This is a genomic window from Pararhizobium sp. PWRC1-1 (assembly GCF_049897905.1).
In the GTDB taxonomy this organism is placed as follows: Bacteria; Pseudomonadota; Alphaproteobacteria; order Rhizobiales; family Rhizobiaceae; genus Pararhizobium.
Genome location: NZ_JAFCXE010000001.1, coordinates 94,575 through 118,703 on the forward strand (window position 1 = coordinate 94,575; position 24,129 = coordinate 118,703).

General features: G+C 60.3%; 20 protein-coding genes and 1 pseudogene. 11 read left to right on the top strand and 10 right to left on the bottom strand.

Features of this window, described 5'->3' with window-relative positions; translation table 11 throughout:
* The first annotated feature begins 100 nt into the window (after nt 1-100).
* From ACP7E0_RS00495 to sbmA, 4 genes are all read left to right on the top strand, one after another.
* A complete protein-coding gene (locus ACP7E0_RS00495; protein WP_426122265.1) occupies nt 101-1,159 on the top strand; it encodes an LLM class flavin-dependent oxidoreductase in 1,059 nt (352 codons plus the stop codon).
* Between the two features lie 78 nt (nt 1,160-1,237).
* Complete coding sequence (gene map, locus ACP7E0_RS00500; RefSeq protein WP_426122266.1) at nt 1,238-1,987, top strand: type I methionyl aminopeptidase; 750 nt, start codon at nt 1,238-1,240, stop codon at nt 1,985-1,987.
* A gap of 84 nt (nt 1,988-2,071) precedes the next feature.
* Nucleotides 2,072-3,271 carry an MFS transporter gene (locus ACP7E0_RS00505; RefSeq protein WP_426122267.1) on the top strand — a complete coding sequence of 400 codons (1,200 nt, stop codon included), beginning with the start codon at nt 2,072-2,074 and terminating at the stop codon, nt 3,269-3,271.
* 122 nt (nt 3,272-3,393) lie between these two features.
* Nucleotides 3,394-4,671, top strand: a complete 1,278-nt coding sequence (gene sbmA / locus ACP7E0_RS00510) for a peptide antibiotic transporter SbmA (protein WP_426122269.1) — start codon at nt 3,394-3,396, stop codon at nt 4,669-4,671.
* A 24-nt stretch (nt 4,672-4,695) separates the two neighbouring features.
* Here the strand turns inward: sbmA and ACP7E0_RS00515 are convergent, their stop codons facing one another.
* Nucleotides 4,696-5,703 carry a polysaccharide deacetylase family protein gene (locus ACP7E0_RS00515; protein WP_426122270.1) on the bottom strand — a complete coding sequence of 336 codons (1,008 nt, stop codon included), beginning with the start codon at nt 5,701-5,703 and terminating at the stop codon, nt 4,696-4,698.
* Between the two features lie 136 nt (nt 5,704-5,839).
* Here ACP7E0_RS00515 and ACP7E0_RS00520 point away from each other — a divergent pair, with 136 nt between their 5' ends.
* From ACP7E0_RS00520 to der, 3 genes are all read left to right on the top strand, one after another.
* Nucleotides 5,840-6,427: an NnrU family protein gene (locus tag ACP7E0_RS00520; protein ID WP_426122272.1), complete on the top strand. Its 588-nt coding sequence runs from the start codon at nt 5,840-5,842 to the stop codon at nt 6,425-6,427.
* A gap of 107 nt (nt 6,428-6,534) precedes the next feature.
* Complete coding sequence (locus ACP7E0_RS00525; protein ID WP_426122273.1) at nt 6,535-7,206, top strand: tetratricopeptide repeat protein; 672 nt, start codon at nt 6,535-6,537, stop codon at nt 7,204-7,206.
* Between the two features lie 67 nt (nt 7,207-7,273).
* Nucleotides 7,274-8,695, top strand: coding sequence for a ribosome biogenesis GTPase Der (gene der / locus ACP7E0_RS00530; RefSeq protein WP_426122274.1), 1,422 nt, complete (start codon nt 7,274-7,276; stop codon nt 8,693-8,695).
* Between the two features lie 21 nt (nt 8,696-8,716).
* Here der and ACP7E0_RS00535 read toward each other — a convergent pair whose 3' ends face one another.
* From ACP7E0_RS00535 to ACP7E0_RS00545, 3 genes are all read right to left on the bottom strand, one after another.
* Nucleotides 8,717-9,106: a type II toxin-antitoxin system VapC family toxin gene (locus ACP7E0_RS00535; protein ID WP_426122276.1), complete on the bottom strand. Its 390-nt coding sequence runs from the start codon at nt 9,104-9,106 to the stop codon at nt 8,717-8,719.
* Nucleotides 9,103-9,357, bottom strand: coding sequence for a type II toxin-antitoxin system Phd/YefM family antitoxin (locus ACP7E0_RS00540; RefSeq protein ID WP_426122277.1), 255 nt, complete (start codon nt 9,355-9,357; stop codon nt 9,103-9,105). The genes ACP7E0_RS00535 and ACP7E0_RS00540 overlap by 4 nt, the downstream gene beginning before the upstream one ends.
* Nucleotides 9,358-9,422: 65 nt before the next feature.
* The gene (locus tag ACP7E0_RS00545) at nt 9,423-10,343 is read right to left on the bottom strand and encodes a sugar kinase (protein ID WP_426122278.1); all 921 of its coding nucleotides are present in this window, start codon (nt 10,341-10,343) and stop codon (nt 9,423-9,425) included.
* A gap of 248 nt (nt 10,344-10,591) precedes the next feature.
* On the opposite strand from ACP7E0_RS00545, the gene ACP7E0_RS00550 reads away from it, so the two are divergent.
* Nucleotides 10,592-12,235 carry an alpha-glucosidase family protein gene (locus ACP7E0_RS00550; protein WP_426122279.1) on the top strand — a complete coding sequence of 548 codons (1,644 nt, stop codon included), beginning with the start codon at nt 10,592-10,594 and terminating at the stop codon, nt 12,233-12,235.
* A gap of 94 nt (nt 12,236-12,329) precedes the next feature.
* On the opposite strand, the gene ACP7E0_RS00555 is transcribed toward ACP7E0_RS00550, so the two are convergent.
* Together ACP7E0_RS00555 and ACP7E0_RS00560 are read right to left on the bottom strand one after the other, a co-directional pair.
* Entirely contained in the window at nt 12,330-13,394 is a 1,065-nt protein-coding gene (locus ACP7E0_RS00555; protein WP_426122280.1) for a pyridoxal-phosphate dependent enzyme, read from the bottom strand.
* A 78-nt stretch (nt 13,395-13,472) separates the two neighbouring features.
* A complete protein-coding gene (locus ACP7E0_RS00560; RefSeq protein WP_426122281.1) occupies nt 13,473-13,946 on the bottom strand; it encodes an Lrp/AsnC family transcriptional regulator in 474 nt (157 codons plus the stop codon).
* Nucleotides 13,947-14,104: 158 nt separating this feature from the next.
* Here ACP7E0_RS00560 and ACP7E0_RS00565 point away from each other — a divergent pair.
* A pseudogene (locus tag ACP7E0_RS00565) lies at nt 14,105-14,704 on the top strand (glutathione S-transferase family protein); the annotation flags it as partial.
* Nucleotides 14,705-14,719: 15 nt separating this feature from the next.
* Here the strand turns inward: ACP7E0_RS00565 and ade are convergent.
* From ade to ACP7E0_RS00580, 3 genes are all read right to left on the bottom strand, one after another.
* Nucleotides 14,720-16,417, bottom strand: coding sequence for an adenine deaminase (gene ade, locus ACP7E0_RS00570; protein WP_426122282.1), 1,698 nt, complete (start codon nt 16,415-16,417; stop codon nt 14,720-14,722).
* Nucleotides 16,418-16,607: 190 nt separating this feature from the next.
* Nucleotides 16,608-17,714 (bottom strand): branched-chain amino acid ABC transporter substrate-binding protein, encoded by a 1,107-nt coding sequence (locus ACP7E0_RS00575; protein ID WP_426122283.1) that lies wholly within the window; start codon nt 17,712-17,714, stop codon nt 16,608-16,610.
* A gap of 283 nt (nt 17,715-17,997) precedes the next feature.
* Nucleotides 17,998-19,326: an aspartate aminotransferase family protein gene (locus ACP7E0_RS00580; RefSeq protein ID WP_426123004.1), complete on the bottom strand. Its 1,329-nt coding sequence runs from the start codon at nt 19,324-19,326 to the stop codon at nt 17,998-18,000.
* Nucleotides 19,327-19,541: 215 nt separating this feature from the next.
* On the opposite strand from ACP7E0_RS00580, the gene ACP7E0_RS00585 reads away from it, so the two are divergent.
* Both ACP7E0_RS00585 and ACP7E0_RS00590 read left to right on the top strand, forming a co-directional pair.
* A complete protein-coding gene (locus ACP7E0_RS00585; RefSeq protein ID WP_426122285.1) occupies nt 19,542-21,809 on the top strand; it encodes a glycoside hydrolase family 9 protein in 2,268 nt (755 codons plus the stop codon).
* Complete coding sequence (locus ACP7E0_RS00590; RefSeq protein WP_426122287.1) at nt 21,806-22,951, top strand: Gfo/Idh/MocA family protein; 1,146 nt, start codon at nt 21,806-21,808, stop codon at nt 22,949-22,951. Before ACP7E0_RS00585 ends, ACP7E0_RS00590 begins: the two co-directional genes overlap by 4 nt.
* On the opposite strand, the gene ACP7E0_RS00595 is transcribed toward ACP7E0_RS00590, so the two are convergent.
* Nucleotides 22,946-24,019 carry a Gfo/Idh/MocA family protein gene (locus ACP7E0_RS00595; RefSeq protein ID WP_426122288.1) on the bottom strand — a complete coding sequence of 358 codons (1,074 nt, stop codon included), beginning with the start codon at nt 24,017-24,019 and terminating at the stop codon, nt 22,946-22,948. The genes ACP7E0_RS00590 and ACP7E0_RS00595 overlap by 6 nt on opposite strands.
* Nucleotides 24,020-24,129 lie beyond the last annotated feature (110 nt).

The following is a 24,129-nucleotide window of genomic DNA, read 5'->3' on the forward strand; positions in this document are numbered from 1 at the left end:
TTTCAGCATAAGGCCTGTGCTATAGCCTGATGCGTGGCTATTTGTGATGTCAAACAATATCTTCGCCCCAATTCAGGGCCTTTCAGACAGGCAGGACGTCATGGAACTTGGTCTTTACACATTCGGCGACGTTCATCCAGAGGCCCCGCAAGGGCGTGGGCCGGAGGGGGAGGAGCGGGTTCGTCATCTGATCGAGGAGATCGAGCTGGCCGATCAGGTCGGGCTCGATGTCTTTGGTCTGGGCGAGCATCACCGGCCGGATTATGTTGCCTCAGCCCCGGCGATGATCCTGGCCGCCGCGGCTGCGCGGACGAAAAATATCAAGCTGACCAGCGCCGTCACCGTGCTGAGTTCGGATGATCCCGTCCGGGTGTTCCAGCAGTTTGCAACGCTCGACCTGATCTCGAATGGCCGCGCCGAAATCATGGCGGGGCGGGGCTCCTTCATCGAATCCTTCCCGCTGTTCGGTTATGATCTGGAAGATTACGATCAGCTGTTTTCGGAAAAGCTGGATCTGCTTCTGGCGATCCGCGATGGCGAGGTCGTCACCTGGTCGGGCGAGAAGCGCGCGCCGATCAACGGCCGTGGCGTCTATCCGCGCCCCGTGAATGATCCGCTGCCGGTCTGGATCGCGGTTGGCGGCACGCCGCAATCGGTGGCGCGGGCTGGCGCTTTTGGTCTGCCGGTGGCGCTGGCGATCATCGGTGGCGAGCCGGCGCGTTATGCGCCGCTGTTTGATCTCTACCGCGAGGCCGCGCGCCGGGCCGGGCAGGATGCGGCCAAGCTGAAGACCAGCATCAATGTCCATGGCTTCATCGCCGATACCAATGACAAGGCCGGCGACCAGTTCTACGGTCCGCAGGCGGAGGTGATGAACCGCATCGGCCGCGAGCGCGGCTGGGGACCGACCAACCGGGCGCATTTCAACCAGTCGATCGGGCCGAACGGCAATCTCTTCCTCGGCGATCCCGATACGGTGGCGGAAAAGATCATCCGGCACCAGACGATCTTCAAAAACGATCGCTTTCTGCTGCAGATGGCGATCGGCCCGATGCCGCATGACCAGATCCTGCGTGGCATCGAACTCTACGGCACGAAAGTCGCGCCGCTGGTGCGCGCGGCGCTGGCAGAGCAAAAGAAACAGGCGGAAACCGCCTGACCTCGGCGATTTTCCCATCGTGGGTGTCTGGATTGGCCGCTTTCGGCTTGTTACATAAGCAGCCGAAAGCGAGAGACGATGACACTCAACAATGACGAAGACCTGGAGCGGCTGAAGGACATCGGCCGTATTTGTGCCAATGCGATCCAGATCATGGCGACGGCGCTCGAGCCAGGCATGACCACGGCGGAACTTGACGCCATCGGCCGCAAGGTTCTGGAGGATGCCGGCGCCCGGTCTGCGCCGGAACTGACCTATAATTTTCCCGGCGCCACCTGCATCAGCGTCAACGAGGAAGTCGCCCACGGTATTCCAGGGAGCCGCATCATTCAGGCTGGCGATCTCGTCAATATCGATGTGTCCGCCGAGAAGAACGGACTGTTTGCCGATACCGGCGCGTCCTTTGCGGTGCCGCCAGTCAAGCCGCAGGTTGAACGTCTCTGCCGCGACGGCAAGCGCGCCATGTGGGTGGGGCTGAACGAAGTCAAATCGGGAAAGCCGCTGGCTGCGATCGGCAATGCCATCGGCAGCTTTGCCAAGAAAAATCGCTACACGCTGATCACCAATCTGGCCAGCCATGGCGTCGGCCGCTCGCTGCACGAGGAGCCGACCGAGATCGCCACTTGGCCGGACAAGCATGAAAAGCGCCGGATGACCGAGGGCATGGTGTTTACCGTTGAACCCTTCCTGTCGCTGGGGGCGCAATGGGCCGAGGGTGGCGATGACGAATGGACGCTCTATAGCGAACCACGCGCGCTGACCGTTCAATATGAACACACCGTGATCGTCACGCGCAACGGCCCGCTGGTGGTCACCTTGCCGGGCTGACGGAGCCGTTGCATTCATATCGTTGAACGGCACCATCAGATTTTGTCGTTTGTCATCGCCATGTTGCATTGCAATAGCTAGCGCATGACCAGACAGAATCATTCGTTGAACCAAAGTCTTGTCCTTACCGCTCTTGCCGGAGCGATTGCCATGGCGGTTGCTATGGGGTTCGGGCGATTTTCCTACACGCCGATCCTGCCCGGCATGATGGCCGGTCTGGGGCTTTCGCCTGCCGATGCCGGTCTGATCGCGTCAGCCAATTTTGTCGGTTATCTCGTCGGCGCGGTTGCTGCCGGTTATGGCTGGGCAGCCGGGCGTGAGCGGACAATTAGCCTTTCGGCGCTCGCTGCGACGGCGGTGCTGCTGCTGGCTATGGGGCTGACATCGTCGATCGTCCTGTTTTCCATCATCCGGTTTCTGGCGGGTGTCGCCAGCGCCTTCACGATGATCTTTACCTCGGCCATTGTCCTCAGCAGGGGATTGGCGGCGGGCAATCCGCATGTGCAATCCGCCCATTTCGGCGGCGTCGGCATCGGTATCGCTGTGTCCTCGCTGATGGTCTTTCTCCTGCCAGCCCAAGGTTTCGGTATCGTTGCGAACTGGCAGGCCGCGTGGTTCGGCGGCGCTGTCATCGCCTGCATTGGCACGATCATCGTGGCGGCCCTGCTGCCATCCGGCCCATCGTCCGGCAAAAGCACTGAGCGGGAAAAACCGCTGGTCTGGACCCGTCCGCTGGTCGTGGTGACGCTGACCTATGGCCTGTTCGGCTTCGGCTACGTCATTACCGCGACGTTCCTCGTTGCCATGGCGAGGCAAGGGGCGAGCGATCATACGGTTGAATTCCTCGCCTGGCTGATCACCGGCCTGTCTGCTGCGATCTCCGTTCACCTCTGGCGCCGTGCCGTGCCGCGGCTCGGGATCACCGGTGTCTATCTGGCGGGCCTTTTGGTCGAAGCCGTCGGCCTTATCCTCGTCGTTGCCCTGCCATCCCCCTATGCGCCGCTGATCGGCGGGCTGATGCTCGGGGCGACCTTCATCATGGTGACAGCCTATGGCCTGCAGATCGGCCGGGCGCTGGCACCGCAAAGCCCGCGCAAGGCGCTCGCCTTCATGACTGCGGCCTTCGGCGTCGGCCAGATCATCGGACCTCTTGTGGCCGGTTGGTTGGCGCAGGGTAGCGGCAGTTTCAACGCGCCGACCTTAGTGGCGGCTGGGGCGCTGCTCTTCTGCGCCGCCCTGATCGGAGTGGAGATGCGCCGCATCGTTGCCGCCACAGGGGTCTGATCGGCCTCGCGATTAAATAACGGTAACATTAGCTTGACGTGATTGGCAGGGGTGGGCTTTTGCCCTAGGTTCGGCACATCGAAGCAGGGTGTTTGCGCCCTCCAGAAACGCGAGTGCCCGCCTTGTTCCATTCCTTTTTTCCCAATCCGAAGTTGTTTTTTACCTCTGGCGCAATCTGGTCTCTGATCTGCATTCTTGTCTGGTATACTGTCGGACCACAGATCGGCGCAGCGATCGGTTTGCCGCCTCTCGCGCCGGGAGAAAAGCCTCCTATCGGGCTCGGCTTTTTCTTTACGCCTGACAATCTCTGGTTCTATCTCTATTTCACGATTTTCGTTCTGATTTTCGGCGGTGTTTGGAAGGTGCTTGCAAAGGATCATCCATGGGCCAATTGGTCCATCTGGGGATCGGCGTTCATTATTTTCATCGCCTATTTCTCAGTGCAAACTTCCGTCGCAATCAACAACTGGCGAGGCCCGTTCTTTGATCTGCTGCAGGACGCACTTGCGAAAAAACCCGGGATCACCGCTAGTCAATTTTATGTCTTGCAGGTGAACTTTCTGCAAATCGGATTTGTCGGCGTTGCGCTGAATGTCATCACAGCGTTCTTTACCAACCACTACGTCTTCCGCTGGCGTACGGCGATGAACAATTTCTATATGTCGAAGTGGGACAAGCTGAGGCATATCGAAGGTGCCTCACAGCGTGTCCAGGAAGACACGATGCGTTTTGCCAATATCCTCGAAGGGCTTGGCGTCACGCTGATCAACTCGGTAATGACACTGGTCGTCTTTTTGCCACTACTTTTCGCCATGTCGCAGCATGTCGCCGATCTACCGATCATTGGTGCCATTCCGCACGCTCTGTTCTGGCTTGCGATCGCGTGGTCGCTGTTCGGCACCGCCCTCCTGGCGTTTGCCGGTATCAAGCTGCCCGGGTTGAACTTCCGCAACCAGCGCGTCGAGGCAGCCTACCGTAAGGAACTTGTCTATGGTGAGGACCACGGCGACCGTGCGCAGCCGGTCACTGTCAGGGAACTTTACGACAATGTGCGCCGCAACTATTTCCGCATGTACTGGCACTACGCCTATTTCAACGTGGCACGCTTCTCCTACGGCCAGCTTGACGCGATCTTCCTGAACTTCATCCTTATCCCGACATTCGTTGCGGGCAAGATCACGCTTGGTATCTGGCAGCAGATTTCGACGGCTTTTGGCGAGGTCAGCAATTCGTTCCAGTATTTGGTGAACTACTGGTCGACGATCATCGAGCTTCTGTCCATCCACAAACGTCTGAAAGCGTTCGAAGCAGCTATCGACGATGCACCACTGCCTGCGATCGACCAGCGCTATCTCGCGCGCGAGGAATCGGACGGCGAACTCGCGGCAGACCGGCCGTAAACCCGACGCTCACGAAACCAACATTCAAAAGGCGGAGCGATCCGCCTTTTTCTGTTTGGCGATGATCGGCAGCGCCTGAGCATAGCTGACGCAGGCGACATCCCGTTTGCTGCAGGTTTCTGTCAGAAACCGGTCAAGCGCCCGCCAATAGGCGCCGCCGTTCATTTCGACGAAATGGAAACCCAGCTGCAGGGGAATGCGATTGCCGTCGTATTCCTTTTGAAATGCCTTGCGGTAGGCGTCGAGCGTGCGCTCTTCAAAGAGCGCGCTGTCCTTGCGGTTTTCGACACCCATGGAATGGCGAACGAACAGATTGTAGTCCATGCCGATCACCCGGCGCTGCTGCGGGCCTTCCGGGATCAGCGGCAGGCCGAAGCGTGGCAACCCATCGGCGTCGGACGGCCAGCCCGGCCCCTTGGTGACGAGGCTGGCGTCATAGGTAAAGCCATCCTGTTTCAGCGCCGGCAGCAGACCGTCGCTCAGCGACAGATAGGGCGCGCGAAACCCTTTGATGTCATGGGCGGCGAAATCGGCCCAGCCGTCCGGCTGCTCGCTGGCGATGCCGCCAGCGTTCCAGGCGTTGAAAAGTGCCGTATTGAATGCCGTGAATTCCTGTTTCCAGTCGGCTGCACTCCAGCCCTTGCCGTCGAAATGGCCGCAGGCATGGCTGCCGATGTCGTGACCGGCCTGATGCGCCTGCCAGATATGGCGGACGCGGGTCTGGATCTCCTCGCGGTTCTGGGCAAAGCCGACATTGGAACGTCCGGCCTTGTGACCCGGCGCCTGATAGCGCTTGCCGCCTTCCGCGCGTGTCATCAGGAAGGTGCAGGAGAGGAAATAGGTAAAATGCGCGCCGGTCCGCCTGCCCATCTCCAGGCTCTTTTCCCAGAGCTTGTTGTCATGCGCACCGTCAAAGGAGATGATGACGAGCTGCTTGCGTTCGGCTGGCACAGGCGGCTCGACGGCGTGGGCAACAGCGGGGGCGAGTGCCAATGCGAATGCAAGGCCGGGCGCGGCGTAAAATCTGGGCATGCGGAAACCTTGGGCGGCAAATGCGGGATTGGTTTCTCTGAGCCAAGAATGCGGCAATCCTTTGATCGGACTGGAAAAGAGGCCGCGTTACCGATATGCGGTAGTTCGCAATTCATAACAGTCACGGGTGTCCTTCATGGCCTTTCTTATTCTCGGTATCGTCATCTTCCTCGGCATCCATCTGGTCAAAAGTTTTGCGGCCGGCCTTCGCGCTGCGGTCGTCGAGCAGGGCGGCACCGGGCTTTGGCATGCCATTCATGGTTTCTGTGCTCTCTTGGGCCTCTGTCTGGTCGCCTACGGCTTCGACGTGTCGCGGGCAACGACCGGCATGCTCTACACGCCGCCGAAATTTCTCACCCATATCGCGCTGACTTTGATGCTGATTGCCTTCATCTGTCTGGCGGCCGCCTTCCTGCCTGCCGGCAAGATCAAGGCCGCGACAAAACATCCGGCTATCCTTGCCATCAAGATCTGGGCACTGGCTCATCTGATGGCCAATGGCGAGGTCAATTCTGTGCTGCTGTTCGGTACGTTTCTGGTGTGGGGCGTGCTTTTGCGCATCTCGATGAAGCGTCGCTGGCGCGCAGGCGAACTCACGCATCCGGTGTTCGTGTCCTACAAATACGATGCCATTGCCGTGCTTATCGCCCTTGTTGTGTATGTGCTGTTTATCTGGAAGTTGCATGAACTGTTGATCGGCGTTGCGCCGATTGTGATGGGTTAAGAAGGCCTAAATCGCGCTGCCCCCTTACAACAGCCTCAAAATACGGTAGAAGCGCGGAAATCTTTACATTCATCTTGCAGGGAAGGCCGGGAAACCGGAACTTAGGAATGGCGAACCAGGACGAAAGCTTTATCCGCGAAGTCAACGAAGAACTGCGCTCCGAACAGGTGAAGGCCGTCTGGACGCGGTTCGGCAGTGTGATCATCGGGCTCGCAATTCTCATCGTGCTCGGCACGATCGGTAAGGTCGGCTATGAATACTGGCATGAGACATCTGCCTCCAAGTCTGGCGACGAATTCCTCGCAGCCTTGACCCTTTCCCGCGAAAACAAAACCGACGAGGCTATCGCAGCGCTGAACACGCTCGAAAAGGACGGCTACGGCGCCTATCCGGTTCTGGCGAAGATGCGGGCTGCAACCCTGCAGGCGCAGAGGGGCGATACGGCCGCGGCTGTCAAGGTCTTCTCCGATATCTCCAAGGATGCCGCCCTGCCGCAGGCGATGCGTGATGCTGCCCGCATGCGTGCTGCCTATCTTCTGGTTGACACGGGCACTTACGAGCAGGTTTCGGCCGAGGCCGAGCAGCTTGCCGTTCCTGCCAATGGCATGCGCCATTCGGCTCGCGAGGCTCTCGGTCTTGCAGCCTACAAGGCCGGCGATATGGCCAAGGCCAAGACCTGGTTCCAGCAAATCACCGATGATGCCGAGACACCGCGCAATCTGGCAAACCGCGCCCAGATGCTGCTCGATCTGATTACCGCCAGCGGCAAGGCGTCCTGAGAGGACGCCCAAGAAAACAACATTGGAGCATGACCGGTTGCGGATGCTCTGAGGACAGGATTATTCGATGAACTTCACCGTCGCCATCGTTGGGCGCCCCAATGTCGGAAAGTCTACGCTTTTCAACCGTCTGGTTGGCAAGAAGCTGGCGCTTGTCGACGATACGCCGGGCGTCACCCGCGACCGTCGCCCGGGCGACGCCAAGCTCGTCGATCTGCGTTTCACCATCATCGATACCGCCGGCCTTGAGCAGTCCGGACCGGAGACCTTGCAGGGCCGCATGTGGCTGCAGACCGAAGCGGCCATCGAAGAGGCCGACCTGACGCTGTTCGTCGTTGACGCCAAATACGGCCTGACACCGGCGGACGAGACGCTCGGAAAAATGCTGCGCCGCCGCGGCAAGCCTGTGGTGCTGGTTGCCAACAAGTCGGAAGCCAAAGGCTCGGACGGCGGCTATTATGACGCCTTTACGCTGGGACTGGGTGAGCCCGTCGCTATTTCCGCCGAACACGGCCAGGGCATGATCGACCTGCGCGACGCCATCGTCGCAGCACTCGGCGAAGACCGCGCCTTTCCACCTGAGATCGACGAGCCGGCGACCAATGTCGACCTGCGGGGCGAAGAGGAGCTGGAAGACGACGATTATGAACCGGAGTACGACGATACCAAGCCCCTGCGCGTGGCGATCATCGGCCGTCCGAATGCCGGAAAATCGACTCTGATCAACCGTTTCCTCGGCGAAGACCGCCTTTTGACAGGCCCCGAGGCTGGCATCACCCGCGACAGCATTTCCGTCGAATGGGACTGGCGTGGCCGCACCATCAAGATGTTCGACACCGCCGGCATGCGCAAAAAGGCGCGCGTGCAGGAAAAGCTTGAAAAGCTGTCCGTCGCCGACAGTCTGCGCTCGATCCGCTTTGCCGAATCCGTCGTCATCGTCTTCGATGCGACCATTCCGTTCGAAAAGCAGGACCTGCAGCTGGTCGATCTCGTCGCCCGCGAAGGCCGCGCTGCGATCCTTGCGTTCAATAAGTGGGATCTGGTCGAAGACACCCAGGCGCTATTGGCCGATCTGCGCGAAAAGACCGAACGCCTGCTGCCGCAGGTGCGCGGCATCCGCGCCGTGCCGATCTCCGGCCAGACCGGCTACGGTCTCGACAAGCTAATGCAGTCGATCATCGACACCGACAAGACCTGGAACCGCCGCATCTCCACCGCCAAGCTCAACAAGTGGCTGGAATCGCAACAGATCCAGCATCCGCCGCCGGCCGTTTCCGGCCGCCGCCTGAAGCTGAAATACATGACCCAGGTCAAGGCCCGCCCGCCGGGCTTCATGATTTCCTGCACGCGTCCGGAATCCGTTCCGGAAAGCTATATCCGCTATCTGACCAACGGCCTGCGCGCCGATTTCGAGATGCCGGGCGTGCCGATCCGTATTCATCTGAGAGCGTCGGAAAACCCGTTCGAGAACCGCAAGAAGAAGCGGTAGGGCCTGGACTGGCGTTCGCGCCTACCAGGTGATGAAGGTCGGGCTATAGCCGGCTATCTTGCTGTCGCGGGTGACGAGGATCAGCGGCTCGGTGATGGCTTGGGCGATCAGCAAACGGTCGAATGGGTCGGCGTGAGGGGTATTCAGACGCCCGACGGCGGCGGTATGAGCGACCGAGATGCCCAGGAAATCATATCCGACATTGGTGAAATGCCGGATCGCCTCTTCGGCATTGAAGGGAGGGCTATCCTTTCGGCCGAGCCGGAATTTGATCGCGATTTCCCAGATGCTGGCGGCCGAGACGAGGACGTCATTGCTTCGGCTCGCCAGCATGTGTCTTATATCGACCGGTAGCCGATGTATGGCGGTCAAGCTCCATATGGCCACATGCGTGTCGAGAAGCAGCCTCATTCAGGCTTGACGCCGAAGAGTTCGGCAATCTCTTCATCCAACGCATTGAAGTCCTCAAGAGACATGTCCGGAAACTGTCCCTGAAGAAGGCCCAGCCGTCTTGGCGGCTTTTCGCCAGCGGCGATAGGCACCAGCCTTGCCGCCGGTTTGCCGTCACGCGCAATGATGATTTCGTCTTCGGCGCCGCTTTCAACTGCGCTGACAAGTTGGGAAAGGCGCGTCTTGGCTTCCAGCATATTGACGGTGGTCATCACAAATCCCCTTGGCTAAGGTTGACCAAGGGTAAGGCCGATCTCGCGAAATTGCAATATTTGTATTACGGCGTCCCGGCCAGCGTGTCCTTGGAGACAAGCGCGCCGTGATGCTGGATGACAGCCGCTGCCGTTTCCGCTGCGAACCGTGCTGCGGTGTTGGCGTCGCCATCGACGGCGTAGCGGGCAAGGAAGGCACCGTTGAAACTGTCGCCGGCGCTGGTCGTATCGACGATCTTCTCGACCTTGGCGGAGGGGACAAACTGGAGCGGCGCATCGCCGAAGCTCAGTGTCATGCCGTTCGGTCCGTCCTTCACGACGATATTTTCGACGCCAAGTCCGCGATACCGGGCGATCGTTGCGGCGATATCGGCATCGCCGAAATGCACTGCTTCGTCGTCGAAGCTCGGCATGACGAGGCTGGCCGCGCGGGCGCCAGCCGAGATTGTTTCGAGCATGTAGGTCCTGTCGTCCCACAGGCGCGCGCGGATATTGGGATCGAAGACGACGCGCTTGCCCGCGGCTTTGGCGCGGCGCAGTTCGGACAGCAGCGTTTCAACGGCGGACGGTGCCAGAATGGCGAGTGTGATGCCGGAAAAAACGATGATATCGGAGGCTTCGATGGCGGTGCGCAGATGGGCGGCGTCGTCGGCGAGGGTCTTGGCGGCGGAGACCGAGCGCCAATAGGAAAAGCTGCGCTCGCCGTCCTTCAGGTGGATCATGTAGAGCCCGGGCGAACGGCCCTCGACGCGGCGGATGAAGCCTGTGCCGACGCCGGTCTTGTCGATGAAGGCCAGCATCTCGCCGGACACCGTATCGGTGCCGACGGCGGTCAGGTAATCGACGGACCAATCCTTGGGCAGGAAAAGCCGGGCATAATAGGCGGTGTTGAACGTGTCGCCGGCATAACCCTTGCGCAGGAGATCGCCCTCAGCCTGCATCAGTTCCACCATGCATTCGCCGATCGAAAGCAGCCTGCCCGCCATGAAATTCTCCCCGCTCTTCACGTCCTTGCGACAGCGGAGATACGGCTTACCGGCGCCGAAGGCAAGCGGATGCCGTCATCGCGGTGGTTCATATGGGGTCCCAGTAAAGCTGGCCTACAGCCATGCCTTGAATCATCATTTTTGCATCGCAGCCGGTCAATCGCCGCAAACGGCCGGGAAGGGCGTTTACTCGCTCCTGCAGCAACGATACATCTTTCAGCATATCCTTGTGATCGTGGAGTTTTTTGATGGCATCTCCCTTGAAGTCCAATCCCGATTGGTGGCGCGGCGCGGTGATCTATCAGGTCTATCCGCGCTCTTTCAAGGACACCAAGGGGGATGGCCTGGGCGACCTCAAGGGGGTGACGCAGCGGCTGCCGCATATAGCCGGCCTCGGTGTCGACGCCATCTGGCTGTCGCCCTTCTTCACCTCGCCGATGGCCGACATGGGCTACGACGTTTCGGATTATTGCGATGTCGATCCGATATTCGGCACACTTGCCGATTTCGACGCCCTGCTGAAGAAAGCGCACCAGCTCGGCATCAAGATCATCATCGACCAGGTGATTTCGCACACGTCCGACCAGCACCCCTGGTTCAAGGAGAGCCGCTCGGATCGCACCAACCCGAAAGCCGACTGGTATGTCTGGGCCGATCCGAAACCGGATGGAACGGCGCCGAACAACTGGATGTCGATCTTCGGCGGGCCGGGCTGGGAATGGGACGGCGTGCGCAAGCAGTATTACATGCACAATTTCCTGGGCTCGCAGCCGGACCTCAATTTCCACAATCCGGATGTGCAGGAGGCGCTTCTGGAGACCGTGCGTTTCTGGTTGAAGCGCGGCGTCGATGGTTTCCGGCTCGACACGGTGAATTTCTATTTCCACGACAAGGAACTGCGCGATAATCCGCCGCTGGTCTACGATCCCGACGCGATCGGCCTGGATGCGCCCGACGTCAATCCCTACGGCATGCAGAACCATCTCTACGACAAGACGCAGCCGGAAAATATCGGTTTCCTGCAGCGGTTTCGCGCCCTGCTCGACGAGTTCGGCGATCGGGCGTCGGTCGGCGAAGTCGGCGATGGCGCACGTTCGCTGAAGACGGTGGCCGCCTACACCGGCGGCGGCGACAAGCTGCATATGTGCTACACGTTCGACCTTTTGGGGCCGGATTTCACCGCCACCCATATTCGCCGCTGCGTTCAGGCCTTTCAGGATGCGGTCACCGATGGCTGGGTGTGCTGGGCTTTTTCCAACCACGACGTCACGCGTCATATCAGCCGGTTCACGCAAACGGCCGAGGAGCGCGAGCGGGTTGCCAAACTGGCGATCTCGGTGCTTTCAGCGCTGCGCGGCTCGATCTGCCTCTATCAGGGCGAGGAACTGGCGCTGCCGGAAGCCGAACTCGAACTGGCGGACTTGCGTGATCCCTACGGCATCCGATTCTGGCCCGCCTTCAAGGGGCGGGATGGATGCCGTACGCCGATGGTCTGGGAAAAGGCGGCTGATCATGCCGGTTTCTCCAGTGCCAAACCGTGGTTGCCGGTGCCCGCCGAACATCTGCCGTTCGCTGCCGATCAGCAGGCGGGCACGGGGTCAGTTCTCGATCACTACCGGCAGACGCTGGCCTTCAGAAAGGCGCATGCGCCGCTGCTCGACGGCGCGATGACATTCCTCGAAACCAATCAGGACATCCTGGCTTTCACGCGGGAAAAAGGCGGCGAGAAGCTGCTGTTCATCTTCAACCTGCACCGTGGCCCGCAAACGGTCGACCTGCCGAAGGGCGTGGTGATTGCCGAGGTTCTGCCGATGCCGGGGTTTGCGCCGCAGACCGTCGACGGCCAAATCGTTCTGGAGGCTATGGACGTGTTTTGCGGGCGGCTGGGATAGGCACGGGCTGCCTCTGAGAACCAGGACGCTTTCCTGTCGAATGTCCCTTACTGGCGACTATCGGTTTATGCATCAACCTCCGGCGTTAGGTTGTTCAGTGCCCCATCTGCGGGAAGAAGCCTGCTGCAAAACGACTGGCAGCTTCGAGCTCGATGACGACGTCGCGGGTGAAGGCATCCGGGTGCGTTTCCGTCGCGACAAGCAAAACCGTGCTGGAACGGTCAAGACCCGACAGTTCCCTGAGGTCGCCGCGGCGCGCCACTTGCAGCAATCCCGCCAGACCGGCGCTGCCGGACGGGGTGGTGTGGATATCGGCCTCCTGACGCATGATCTCGGCCGCTTGCAAAAGCCCGGCTTCGCTTGCAAGGACGGGCAAGGGGTTGTGCCGCTGAAAAATCGCCAACGCTGGTGCTGACGCCTCGCCGCAGGCGAGCATCTCCGCGCATGTGTGCAATGAACTTTCGATGCGAACCACGCGACCGGCCGCGAGGGCAGGGGCGACGCAGGCCGCATTTTCCGGCTCGACAATGGCAAGCTTTGCCTTCGGTAGGCCTTGCGCCATGGCGGCGGCAAGGCCGCCCACGCCAGCCTGAATGAACTGATGGGAGACGGCGATCGCGCTTTCCGCGAGTTGAACAGCGATTTCGTCAGTCATCGTTGCGTAACCGGACATCACATCCCGGACGATCGGATCATTTATATCCGAACTGGTGTCCGGCACGAGAATACCGTCGATCCGCGCCGCCTCGAGGGCGGCATCCACCGCATGATCATAGGTTCCTGCGATCCAGTAGACCGACGCGCCAAGGGCAATAATGCGGTCTGCCCGCGACCGGGGTACGCCATGGTGCAGATAGATCGTCGCGGGCGCGCCGGCGATCTTGGCCGCTGCCGCGACGGCCAGCCCATGGTTTCCGTCGCTGGCGCAGATCAGGCGCGGCAGGTCGCGGTGAGTAGGCAATTGCGCAACAGGCGTTCTGGTGATGCGGGACAAAGCGCGCAGCGCTGCCGTCATGCCGCCGAGAATCTTGAAGTTCCCAAACGGCCGGCCGCCCTCCACCTTAACGAGAACGCGGCCGACACCGGCGCGGCGTGCCAGTGCCGGGCAATCTGAAAGCGCCGTTGCGGTGGCGGGAATTGGGAGATGAAAATGTGTCATGGGGGAAAATATGACGGGTCGCGCTGCGGTCAAACCGCGTAAATTCCGGACAAGTGCAGCAAAGCCGCAATTTCGTGGCTAGCCCTCGTCCAGGGCAACGGGAATGACAAGTCCGCGTTTGATGACGCCAAGCGCAACATTGGTGGTGAAGCGGCGGATATTGGCGTTGTCGGCGATCAGCCGGGACATCAGCGCATCATAGGCATCGACATCGGGTGCCGTGACGATCAGCACGAAGTCCGATCCGCCGGTGATGTAGAAGGCCTGCTGGATCATCGGCTCGTTTGCCAGCCAGCGGCGCAACTGGGCCAGCAGTTCCGGTCGCTCCCGTTCGACATCCAGAGCGACGATGAAGAATGTCGGCCGCCCCACCTGTTTGGGGTCAACGACGGCAATGTCCCGCTGGATAATCCCCGTTTCGCGCAGGCGTTTCAGCCGGCGCTGGATCGCGGAAACGGAGAGCGGTACCGTTGCAGCAAGCTGTTCGGCGGTCTGGGATGCATCTTGCTGCACCAGGTTGAGCAAATGTCGGTCGAAGCGGTCGAGGTTCATGCAGGCATATTACAAGCATATTGCGCGGGAAAAAAGCGATCTGGAATGACCTATCGCGGTGAAACGGCGTTGTGGTGCCTTATAACCGGAGTGGATGATCCGGGACCTTCCGGTTCTATTTTTGTGCCGTGGGATTGATGCAAATGAAGCTCCCCTAACAGACCCATTCGCCCTTCACCCGCAAGACGCTGGTCTTTGCTCATGAGGTGGGCATTGCCGATCAGTTGGTTGTCGAGCATCACGAAACCAGTCCGACAAATGCCAATGCCATGGTTTTCAACAGCAATCCGCTCGGAAAGGTGCCGGTTCTGCTGCGCGACGGCCTGTCGCCGCTGTTTGATTCCGACGTCATCTGCGCTTATTTCGATACGCTGCACAAAGGCCCATCGCTTTTCCCCGAAGACACCGAGCGCAGATGGGCGGCGTTGCGCTTGCAGGCCCTGGCGCAGGACATGGCCTATGCGGGCATCGGCATTCGCTGGGAAACGGCACGCCGCCCCGAGCATCTGCGCTATCCGGAACTGCAGGCCGGCTATGAGCGAAAGCTCGCCGAAAGCTATCGTTGGCTGGACCGGGAAATCCAGGGCGACGAGGCCTTGCATATCGGCCATATCGCCATTGCAACGACGCTGGACTGGCTCGCCTTCCGCTACCTTCCGTCCTTTCGCGGGCATGCCAATCTCACCCGCTGGTTCGATGCGTTTGCGCAGCGGTCGTCGATGATAAAGACGCCGCTTTCCGGCGAAACGCAGGATTAGAGAGTTATCGGGCTCTCATCCGATCAGCACGAACTTGTCGACATCCACCAGCCCCATATCCGAAATCTTCAGATGCGGAATGACCGGCAGGGGCAGGAACGCCAGCTGCAAAAATGGCTCCTGCAGCGTTGCCCCGAGCGCAAAGGCCGCCTGGCGCAGATGATGCAGCGTGTCGCGCACGCTTTCATACGGTTCAAGGCTCATCAGGCCGGCGACCGGCAGCGAGATTTCGCCGGTGATCTTGCCGTCCTCGACGACGACGAAGCCGCCCTTGATCTGGCCGAGCCGGTTGGCGGCCAGCGCCATGTCGTCCTCGTTGACGCCGACGACGCAGATATTGTGGCTGTCATGACCGACGGTGGAGGCAATGGCGCCCGTCTTCAGCCCAAAACCCTGAACGAAGCCATTGGCATGATTGCCGTTGATGCCGTGGCGCTCGATGACGGCGACCTTGATGATGTCGCGGCCAAGATCGACGCCGGCCTGATTGCCGGATGCCGGCAGCTTGTAGCGCCGGTGTTCGGTAATGATCTTGCCGGGCAGCACGCCGATGACGGAGGTTTCCCCCTCGGCATAGGGTACGCCGAAATCGGCGGCATTGATGTGGCCGGCCTTGACGCTGTCCAAGCCAACCGGTGCGACCGGGCGGCGGGTGGCAAACAGCGCGTCATCGACGAGACGGCCACCGGCAAACACCATTCCGGCTTTGCAGTTTTCGAGGCTATCGACGACCACAAGATCGGCGCGCCAGCCGGGTGCGACCAGGCCACGGTCGCGAAGACCGAAGGCGCGGGCGGCCGAGATCGAGGCGGCGCGGTAGACGGCGAGCGGCTCGACCCCTTGAGCGATCGCTTCGCGGATCATGTAGTCGAGATGGCCTTCCTCGGCGATATCGAGGGGATTGCGGTCGTCGGTGCAGAGCGCCAGGAACGGCGACAGGCGCTCGGTCAAGATCGGCATCAGCGCGTGCAGATCCTTGGAGACGGAGCCTTCGCGCACGAGGATGTGCATGCCTTTCCGGATCTTTTCCAGCGCCTCAGTCGCCGTGGTGCATTCGTGATCGGTACGGATGCCGGCCGAAAGGTAGCCATTGAGATCAAGGCCGCTCAACAGCGGCGCATGTCCGTCGATATGACCGCCCTGGAAGGCCTCTAGCTTGGCAAGGCAGACCGGATCCTTGTGGATGACGCCCGGGAAATTCATGAATTCCGCCAGGCCAATGACTTTCTCGTGGTCGCGGAACGGCAAAAGCTTTTCGATCGGCAGGTTGGCGCCGGAGGTTTCCAGATGGGTCGCCGGCACGCAGCTCGAGAGCTGCACGCGGATGTCCATGATCGTCTCGCGGGCCGAATCGAGGAAGTACTGGATGCCTTCGGTGCCCAGCACATTGGCGATCTCGTGCGGATCGCAGATCACGGTGGTGACGCCATAGGGCAGGACGCAGCGGTCGAATTCATGCGGCGTGACCAGCGACGATTCGATATGCAGATGCGTGTCGATGAAGCCCGGCACGACGATCCTGCCGGTAATATCGATTTCGGTGGTGCCGCTATAGTTACCGTAGGTGCCGACGATGCGATCGCCGCAGATAGCGATGTCGGAAGCGACGAGATCGCCGGTGACCAGATCGAAGAAGCGTCCGCCCTTGAGCACGATATCGGCGGGAATGCGGCCAGTGCCCTGATCAATCAGCTGTTCAAGTTTTTCGCTCACGGGGTTCTGCCTTCTGGATGCTTGTCTGAAAATGTTGTTCGCCCGGAGCATAGAGGCTGATTACCGCCATTGCATACCCAGGGTGCGGAAAATCGATGGTCGCCGTTGTGGGTGGCGGACCCGCATCTGAACCGGCCACCACAAATGAAATCGGGCGCCGAAGCGCCCGATCCGTCATGGGTCGCTCTGCTTACTCGGCAGAGACGATCTTGCCGTTTTCCCACTTGTAGAGCGAGAAGCTCTGCGAGGTGAGGTCGCCGGTTTCGCCATAGGTGACGTCGCCGATGGCGGTCTTGATCGGTTCGCCGGATTTCAGGGCGGCGGTAACGGCTGCGGCATCTTCTGCACTGCCAGCCTTCTCGATGCCGGCCTTGATCACTTCAACCGCTGCATAGGCGTTGAGCGTAAAAGCTTCCGGTGGGATGTTGGCGGCCTGAAGCGCTGCAACGGCAGCCTTCGAGCTGTCGTTCTTCAAAGCGTCGGCAGCATTGGTGAAGACCGTACCTGCACCGGCGTCTGCACCGATGGCCCAGAATTCGGTGTTGGAGAGGCCGTCGCCGCCGATGATCTGGATCGGAGCTCCGATATCATGCAACTGGCGCACCAGAAGACCGGCTTCCGGGTGGTAGCCGCCGAAATAGAGGACGTCGACCTTTTCAGCCTTCAGACGGGTGGTAAGCGCGCTCAGGTCCTTGTCGCCCGGTGTCAGGGAATCGTTGAATACTTCGGTGACGCCACCGGCATTCAGCGTTGCCTTGAAGGCGTCGGCGAGACCCTTGCCGTAGGCGCCCTTGTCGTTGAGGATGCCGATGCGCTTGTCCTTGAACTGCTTCAGGACATAGGCAGCGGCGACTTCCGCCTGCTGGTCGTCACGGCCGCAGGTGCGCAGGATGGTGGCGAGGCCACGCTTGGTGAGGTCCGGTGTCGTTGCGGTCGGCGTGACCATCAGGATGCCGTTTTCGGCCAGCACGTCGGATGCCGGCATGGCAACGCCTGACGTGACCGGGCCGACGACAAAGCGGATGCCTTCGCCAACGATCTGGTTTGCTGCCGAAACACCCTGCTTGGGTTCGCCGGCGTCGTCGGCCAGCTTCAGCACGACCTGTTCGCCGAGAATGCCGCCGTTCTTGTTGATCTGATCAACGGCAACCTGTGCACCGTTCTTAACCTGGTCGCCGTAGGCGGCGACGGGGCCGGTTAGCGGCGCGATCAGGCCGATCACGATCTCTGCATGCGCCAGCGGCGCAAAGGCCAGCGAGGCTGCGAAGGTAGCGCCCGTCAATGTCTTGAAGTTCATCTTGCTTCTCCTTTGGTGGGTTGGTTCCCCGCAGTGCCAGCGCTTCGGTTGCCGGGCCGGGAGGGTGAAACCTGCCAGCCGAAAAGCAACTCCAGTTCCGTTGAGTTGTCCGTCTTCTGTGAACGGATCGATCCCATGCTTCTCGTCTATGAAGCTCACCAGGATTCCGCAAGGTGATTTTTTGGGCAATGTGCAAAATAATTGTTCAGATATGACGCCAAACGGGGCCGGGACATGGGTCCCGGCCCCGTTTCAGTATTGTTCACGATCGAAAATTGTTGGTTTATGCGTTGGCGATCAGCACCTTGCGGATACCATCCACCAGTTCGTCGATCTCAGCCTTGGTGATGATCAGCGGTGGTGAAAGGGCGATGATGTCGCCGGTGGTGCGGATCAGGTAACCGCTCTCGTAGGCCTTGAGGAAGGCGGAGAAGGCCCGTTTTGTCGGCTCTCCGGCGATCGGCGCCAGCTCGATCGCGCCAATCAGGCCAATATTGCGGATGTCGATCACGTGGGGGCAATCGCGCAGCGAATGCAGCGCATCGCCCCAGTAGGACGCAAGCTCGGCGCCACGGGTGAGCAGGCCTTCATCACGGTAGGTGTCGAGGGTGCCAAGCGCTGCGGCGCAGGCGATCGGGTTGCCGGAATAGGTGTAGCCATGGAAGAACTCGATCATGTGCTCCGGGCCGCTCATGAAGGCATCATGGATTTCTGCGGTGACGAAGACGGCACCCATCGGGATGACACCGTTGGTCAGGCCCTTGGCCGTGACGATCATGTCCGGCATCACGTCGAAATACTGGGCTGCGAACGGCGTGCCGAGACGGCCATAGCCGGTGATGACTTCGTCGAAGATCAACAGGATGCCGTGCTTGGTGCAGATATCACGCAGCTTCTGCAGGTAGCCCTTCGGCGGGATGAGGACGCCGGTGGATCCGGCAACCGGCTCGACGATGACGGCGGCGATGGTCGAGGCGTCATGCAGCGTGACGATGCGTTCCAATTCGGTCGCGAGATCGGCGCCGTGTTCCGGCTCGCCCTTGGTGAAGGCGTTCTTTTCCGGCAGATGGGTGTGCGGCATGTGATCGACGCCGGAGAGCAGCGTCCCGAACATCTTGCGGTTGGAAACGATGCCGCCAACAGAGATGCCGCCGAAATTGACACCGTGATAGCCACGTTCGCGGCCGATCAGACGGGTGCGCGAGCCCTGACCCTTCACCTTGTGATAGGCAAGCGCCACCTTCAGCGCCGTCTCGACCGATTCCGAGCCGGAATTGGTGTAGAGCACATGCTCCATGCCGTCAGGCGCGATATCGATCAGGCGGTTTGCCAGTTCGAAGGCCTTCGGATGGCCGAGCTGGAACGCCGGCGCATAATCGAGTTCGCCGGCCTGCTCGCGAATGGCTTCGGTGATCAGCGGCCGGCAGTGTCCGGCATTGACGCACCAGAGGCCGGCCGTGCCGTCGAGCACCTGGCGGCCGTCATGGGTCTTGTAGTGCATGTCCTTCGCCTTGACGAACATGCGCGGTTCTTTCTTGTACTGCCGGTTGGCTGTGAACGGCATCCAGAAGGCGCTGAGGTCATTGGGTGTGGCATTGAGGCGGTTCGACATCATATTCTCCGTGGCGTTTTTATCGCTGGCGGCCAAGTCCAGTAGGTTCCGGTTGAATCTTTACCTGATGGTCAAACTATCAGCGCGCCTTTTTCGGTCAAGTCGCGGCTTGCGCGCGAGGAAAAACAGGACTTGCAACCCTGTCTTCTTCGAAGTTTAACCTGTTTGAACGACAGTGGCGCGCGTTTCCGAAACATGGGCTCAGGATTGAAACCTTGCCGAAATTTCCAAACTGCCTTGTGCTTGCGTTTTTCGTCTGCCTGTCCGGTCCGGCAAAAGCCGCAGACCTGATCGCGGATGGTTCCTTTGAAAAGGGACAGGACGTTTTTTGGGCTGCCGGTGGGGTTGCGCTATCGCGTGAGCGCGGCAGGCTCTGTGCCGGTGTCGAGGCGGGCGGACAGCCCTGGGACAGGCTGATCGGCGTCAACGATCTGCAATTTTCCGCGGGTAAACCCTACCGTCTGTCGGCGATTTTCGAAGCCAGGGGGGAGCATGCGTTTCCAGTTCTGATCCAGCGTAATATAGAGCCCTGGACGGCGCAGGCGTCTTTCGATGCGACGGTCAAGGCAGGAAAAACCGAATTTTCCTCGGTGTTTACAGCGTCGGAAGCGGAGCCGGCCCAGATCATCTTGCAGCTCGGCGGGGCTAAGAAGTCCTGGCGGCTTTGCCTGGATGACGTCGTCGTACGGGAGGCCACGGCTGAAGAGGTCGAGGCGAAGGAAAAAAATGTCCGCCGAGACCTGCCGGCTTTGGTTAACCAGACTGGTTATTTTCTCGACGGGCCGAAGCGGGCGACGATCGTGTCGGATTCGGCTGAGCCTCTGGCGTTCAAACTTGAGGATGCCGATGGCGTGATGGTCGGCGAAGGGCTGACGGCACCGGCGGGTTTCGATGCCACGGTTGGCAGCGAGACGCAGATCGCCGACTTCTCGGCTTTCGCGACGGCAGGAGAGGGGTATCGGCTCGTTGTCAGCGGCAAGACGAGCTATCCCTTCTCCGTCGGTCATGATCTCTACGGCAAATTGCGCGTCGATGCGTTGTCATGGTTCTACCCGCAGCGCAGCGGTATCGAAATCAAGGGGGATATTGCCGGTGATGCCTATGCCCGCCCCGCTGGGCACGTTCAAGACAGCCCCAACCGGGGGGATACGCAGGTAACCTGCCTGACCGGCAAGGTCGCCACCAAACTCTATGGCAAGGACTGGACCTGCGACTACACGCTGGATGTTTCGGGCGGCTGGTATGATGCCGGCGATCAGGGAAAATATGTGGTCAATGGCGGCATTGCGGTGGCGCAGCTGCTCGGCACGTTCGAGCGCGGTTTGAAATACGGTAAGGGCGCGTCGCCGGTGATGAGCGACAGCCTGTCGCGCATTCCGGAAAACGGCAATGGTGTTCCGGATATTCTCGACGAAGCGCGTTGGGAGCTGGAATTCCTCATGAAGATGATGGTGCCCGACGGGCAGCCGCTCGCGGGCATGGTCCATCACAAGGTTCATGATACCAAGTGGACTGCCGTCCCGATGCTGCCGCATCTCGATCCGGAACTGCGGGCACTGCATCGCCCATCGACAGCTGCGACGCTCAACCTTGCAGCCGCTGCGGCGCAGGGTGCACGGCTTTTTGCACCCTATGACGAAGCGTTTTCGAAGCGGTTGCTGGCCGCCGCGCAAAAGGCCTGGTTGGCCGCAGCCTCCAATCCGGTTTTGTTTGCGCCGGATTCGGATGGGTTGCAGGGCGGTGGCGACTATGGCGACACCGATGTTACCGACGAGACCTACTGGGCCGCCGCCGAGCTTTACATCACCACCGGAGACGCAGGCTACCTCACGACGTTAAAATCTTCGTCCTTCTGGGCAGAACCTGTCTTTCCCGCCCTTGGCGCTTTTCACTGGCGCAATGTGGCCGGCCTTGCCCGGCTGGACCTCGCGCTCTATGGCGACAATCTTCCGGAAGACGACAGGGCCATGATCCAGGCCTCGGTGGTCTCTGCCGCCAAGAACTTTGTCGGCCTGCAGCAGAAGGAACCGTTCGGGCACATCTACCGTCCGGCCGGCAATCGCTACGACTGGGGCTCGAACCAGCTCATTCTTCAGAACATGATCGTCGTTTCGGCCGGGTACGATCTGACGGGTGAGCAGGCGCTTCTCAACAGCGTGCGGGAAAGCATGGACTATCTGTTCGGGCGCAATGCCATGAACATATCCTATGTGACCGGCTACGGCAGTGTCTTTTCAAAGAACCAGCATAGCCGCTGGTATGCGCATCAGGTCGACAATGCGCTGCCTAATCCGCCCGCCGGCACTTTGGCCGGTGGCCCGAATTCCTCGCTGGTCGATGATATCGCCAAGACACGCCTCAAGGGATGCTGGCCGCAGACCTGCTACGCCGACGACATCATGTCCTGGGGGACGAACGAAATGACGATCAACTGGAATGCGCCGCTGGTCTATATCGCGTCCTTCCTGGCGGATTCGCGATGAGCGGGCAGACGGACATCGCTTTTATCGGCACGGGTTTTGTCGCCGACTACTACATGACGACGCTAGCGAACCATCCGCAGCTTAGGCTGGCAGGTGTCTGGGATAGCGATCCCATCCGGTTAAAGCAGTTTTGCAACTACTGGAAGATTCGCCCCTATGCCTCGGAAGCGGAATCGCTTTCCGACCCCGCCGTCACCATCATCGTCAACCTGACAACGCCGGAAAGCCACTATACCGTCAACAGGGCGGCGCTGCTGGCCGGCAAGCATGTCTACTGCGAAAAACCGCTGGCGATGACAGCCGACGAGGCGCGCGAACTGGTTGCGCTTTCGGCGGAAAAGGCCCTTGTCCTGGCAGGAGCGCCAGCCAATGCACTCAGCGATGCCCGGGCGCACTGCGCAGATATTCTTGCTTCGGGCATTATCGGCACGCCGCGCCTTGCCTATGCCGAAATGGAAGATGGTCCGGTCTTTCATGACAAGTGGCAGGAATGGCGTAGTCGTTCGGGTGCAAAATGGCCGGCTGTTCATGAGTTCGAAATCGGCTGCACGCTGGAACATGCCGGCTATGCGGCGAGTTGGCTCGTCTCGCTGTTTGGACCCGTTGCCAATGTCGCGGCATTTTCGGCGCTGACGTTTCCAAACAAAGGACCGGGGACAGAGAGCCTTGTGCTTGGCCCGGACTTTTCCGTCGGCTGTCTCACGTTCCGCTCGGGTCTTGTCGCACGTCTGACAACCGGGCTGGCCGCGCCACGGGATCGTTCCCTGACGATTGCCGGTGACAAGGGGACACTCGTGGTGCGGGATCTCTGGGACAACCGCTCGCCGATCCATGTCGAGCTTGCGGGCGCCAAGCGGCCACTGCTGCATCGGCTGGTCGACCGTCTGGAATGGCAGCTTCAGCGGAAGTTTCCGTTTCGACTTACTGCCGGAAAACCCGTCGCCTATCCACATCACGCCGGGAAAAACACACTGCCCGCCTATCCTTCGCAGATCGATTTCGTTCGCGGAATTGCAGCGCAGGCGGATGCGATCCGGAGCGGCGTACAGCCGTTGTTTTCCGGCGAGACCGCGCTGCATCTGACGGATATCGTGCTTGCGCTCAACGCCGGCAAGCGGGACCACACACCAGCCGTGTTATGACGGCGGCTGGTCGAGGATGGTTTCGATGATGCCGAGGGCTTCGGCGCTGGCGCTGAGTGGTATCCGCGTTTCTTCGCGCCGGCCTTCCAATATGGCCGTGCTTGCAGCTTCTATTTCAAACTGGAGGCCGTCACCGGGAAATCCGTATTTGTGAACCGTCAGGCCGGGCAGGGGCAAGGCGCGGGCAATCTTTCCAAAGGCACGCGACAGGCGGCTGGAACCTGGCGGCAGCGCGAGATGGTGTGCCATCCGGTTTCTTGTGAGGACGATGCGGTTTGCCCGTAGAAATGGCCCATCGATGACGAGACATCCGGTTTTTCCCTCAATGATGAAACGATTGCTTCCTATACGGTCGAAGCCGCAGGAGAGCGATGCCTTGAAACCGTCATAGCCAAGACTGATCGTTGCCGACATATCGACACCGGTCGATGCTTCTTGCCACTGTCCTGTGACTTTGCGGGGGAAGCCGAATAACGCCAGCGTCAACGCGATCGGGTAGACGCCGAGATCAAGAAGCGCGCCACCGCCAAGCGCTTGGGAGAAAAAGCGGCTATTGCCGTCGACTGCCTTTGTGTAGGCAAGTTCGGCGTGGACGGCGGTGATGGTGCCGATTGTATCGCGGGCGAGGAGTTCCCTCATCCGGGCGAACGCCGGCAGAAAGAGCGGCCACATGCCTTCCATTGCAAAGCACTGGTACTGCGCTGAAAGTCCGGCAAGAGACCGCGCCTGCGCGGCGGTCATGGTGACCGGTTTTTCTATGAGGACAGGCTTTCCCGCCATCATCAAGATGCGGGCCTGATCGAAGTGCGCGGTATTTGGGGTGGCAAGGTAGACCGCGTCGATCAACGGATCGGCGGCGAGGGAATCGATGCCGGCAATGATGCGAAGCCCGCCGAAGCGCTGTGAAAACGCGGTGGCGGCTTCCTGTGTCCGCGAGCACACGGCGACCAGCTTCGCGTTGGCGGTCAGCATGATATCTTGGGCAAATGTAGCGGCGATGCTGCCCGTTCCCAGTACAGCCCATCTGAGGGGTGCGTTGGGCGGCTGATCATTGGCTGTCATTGTCATGAGGGGGATACTGCATGCCAAGTCTCAAAGACGCGTAAACGTTAGGGCCGCCGCCTGAATCATGGCGGCCTTCAACCGCTGCATTTCCGCAAGGGTGATGTTGTCGCAAA

Bases quoted from the DNA above. Each gene is read 5' to 3' on its own strand.
- ACP7E0_RS00520 (WP_426122272.1), top strand. From the start codon at position 5,840: ATGGCCTTTCTTATTCTCGGTATCGTCATCTTCCTCGGCATCCATCTG.
- ACP7E0_RS00560 (WP_426122281.1), bottom strand. From the start codon at position 13,946: ATGAACCTCGACCGCTTCGACCGACATTTGCTCAACCTGGTGCAGCAA.
- ACP7E0_RS00540 (WP_426122277.1), bottom strand. From the start codon at position 9,357: ATGACCACCGTCAATATGCTGGAAGCCAAGACGCGCCTTTCCCAACTT.
- ACP7E0_RS00535 (WP_426122276.1), bottom strand. From the start codon at position 9,106: ATGAGGCTGCTTCTCGACACGCATGTGGCCATATGGAGCTTGACCGCC.
- ACP7E0_RS00590 (WP_426122287.1), top strand. From the start codon at position 21,806: ATGAGCGGGCAGACGGACATCGCTTTTATCGGCACGGGTTTTGTCGCC.
- ACP7E0_RS00550 (WP_426122279.1), top strand. From the start codon at position 10,592: ATGGCATCTCCCTTGAAGTCCAATCCCGATTGGTGGCGCGGCGCGGTG.
- ACP7E0_RS00595 (WP_426122288.1), bottom strand. From the start codon at position 24,019: ATGACAATGACAGCCAATGATCAGCCGCCCAACGCACCCCTCAGATGG.
- ACP7E0_RS00525 (WP_426122273.1), top strand. From the start codon at position 6,535: ATGGCGAACCAGGACGAAAGCTTTATCCGCGAAGTCAACGAAGAACTG.
- ACP7E0_RS00555 (WP_426122280.1), bottom strand. From the start codon at position 13,394: ATGACACATTTTCATCTCCCAATTCCCGCCACCGCAACGGCGCTTTCA.
- ACP7E0_RS00580 (WP_426123004.1), bottom strand. From the start codon at position 19,326: ATGTCGAACCGCCTCAATGCCACACCCAATGACCTCAGCGCCTTCTGG.
- ACP7E0_RS00495 (WP_426122265.1), top strand. From the start codon at position 101: ATGGAACTTGGTCTTTACACATTCGGCGACGTTCATCCAGAGGCCCCG.
- der (WP_426122274.1), top strand. From the start codon at position 7,274: ATGAACTTCACCGTCGCCATCGTTGGGCGCCCCAATGTCGGAAAGTCT.
- ACP7E0_RS00515 (WP_426122270.1), bottom strand. From the start codon at position 5,703: ATGCCCAGATTTTACGCCGCGCCCGGCCTTGCATTCGCATTGGCACTC.
- ACP7E0_RS00545 (WP_426122278.1), bottom strand. From the start codon at position 10,343: ATGGCGGGCAGGCTGCTTTCGATCGGCGAATGCATGGTGGAACTGATG.
- ACP7E0_RS00505 (WP_426122267.1), top strand. From the start codon at position 2,072: ATGACCAGACAGAATCATTCGTTGAACCAAAGTCTTGTCCTTACCGCT.
- ACP7E0_RS00575 (WP_426122283.1), bottom strand. From the start codon at position 17,714: ATGAACTTCAAGACATTGACGGGCGCTACCTTCGCAGCCTCGCTGGCC.
- map (WP_426122266.1), top strand. From the start codon at position 1,238: ATGACACTCAACAATGACGAAGACCTGGAGCGGCTGAAGGACATCGGC.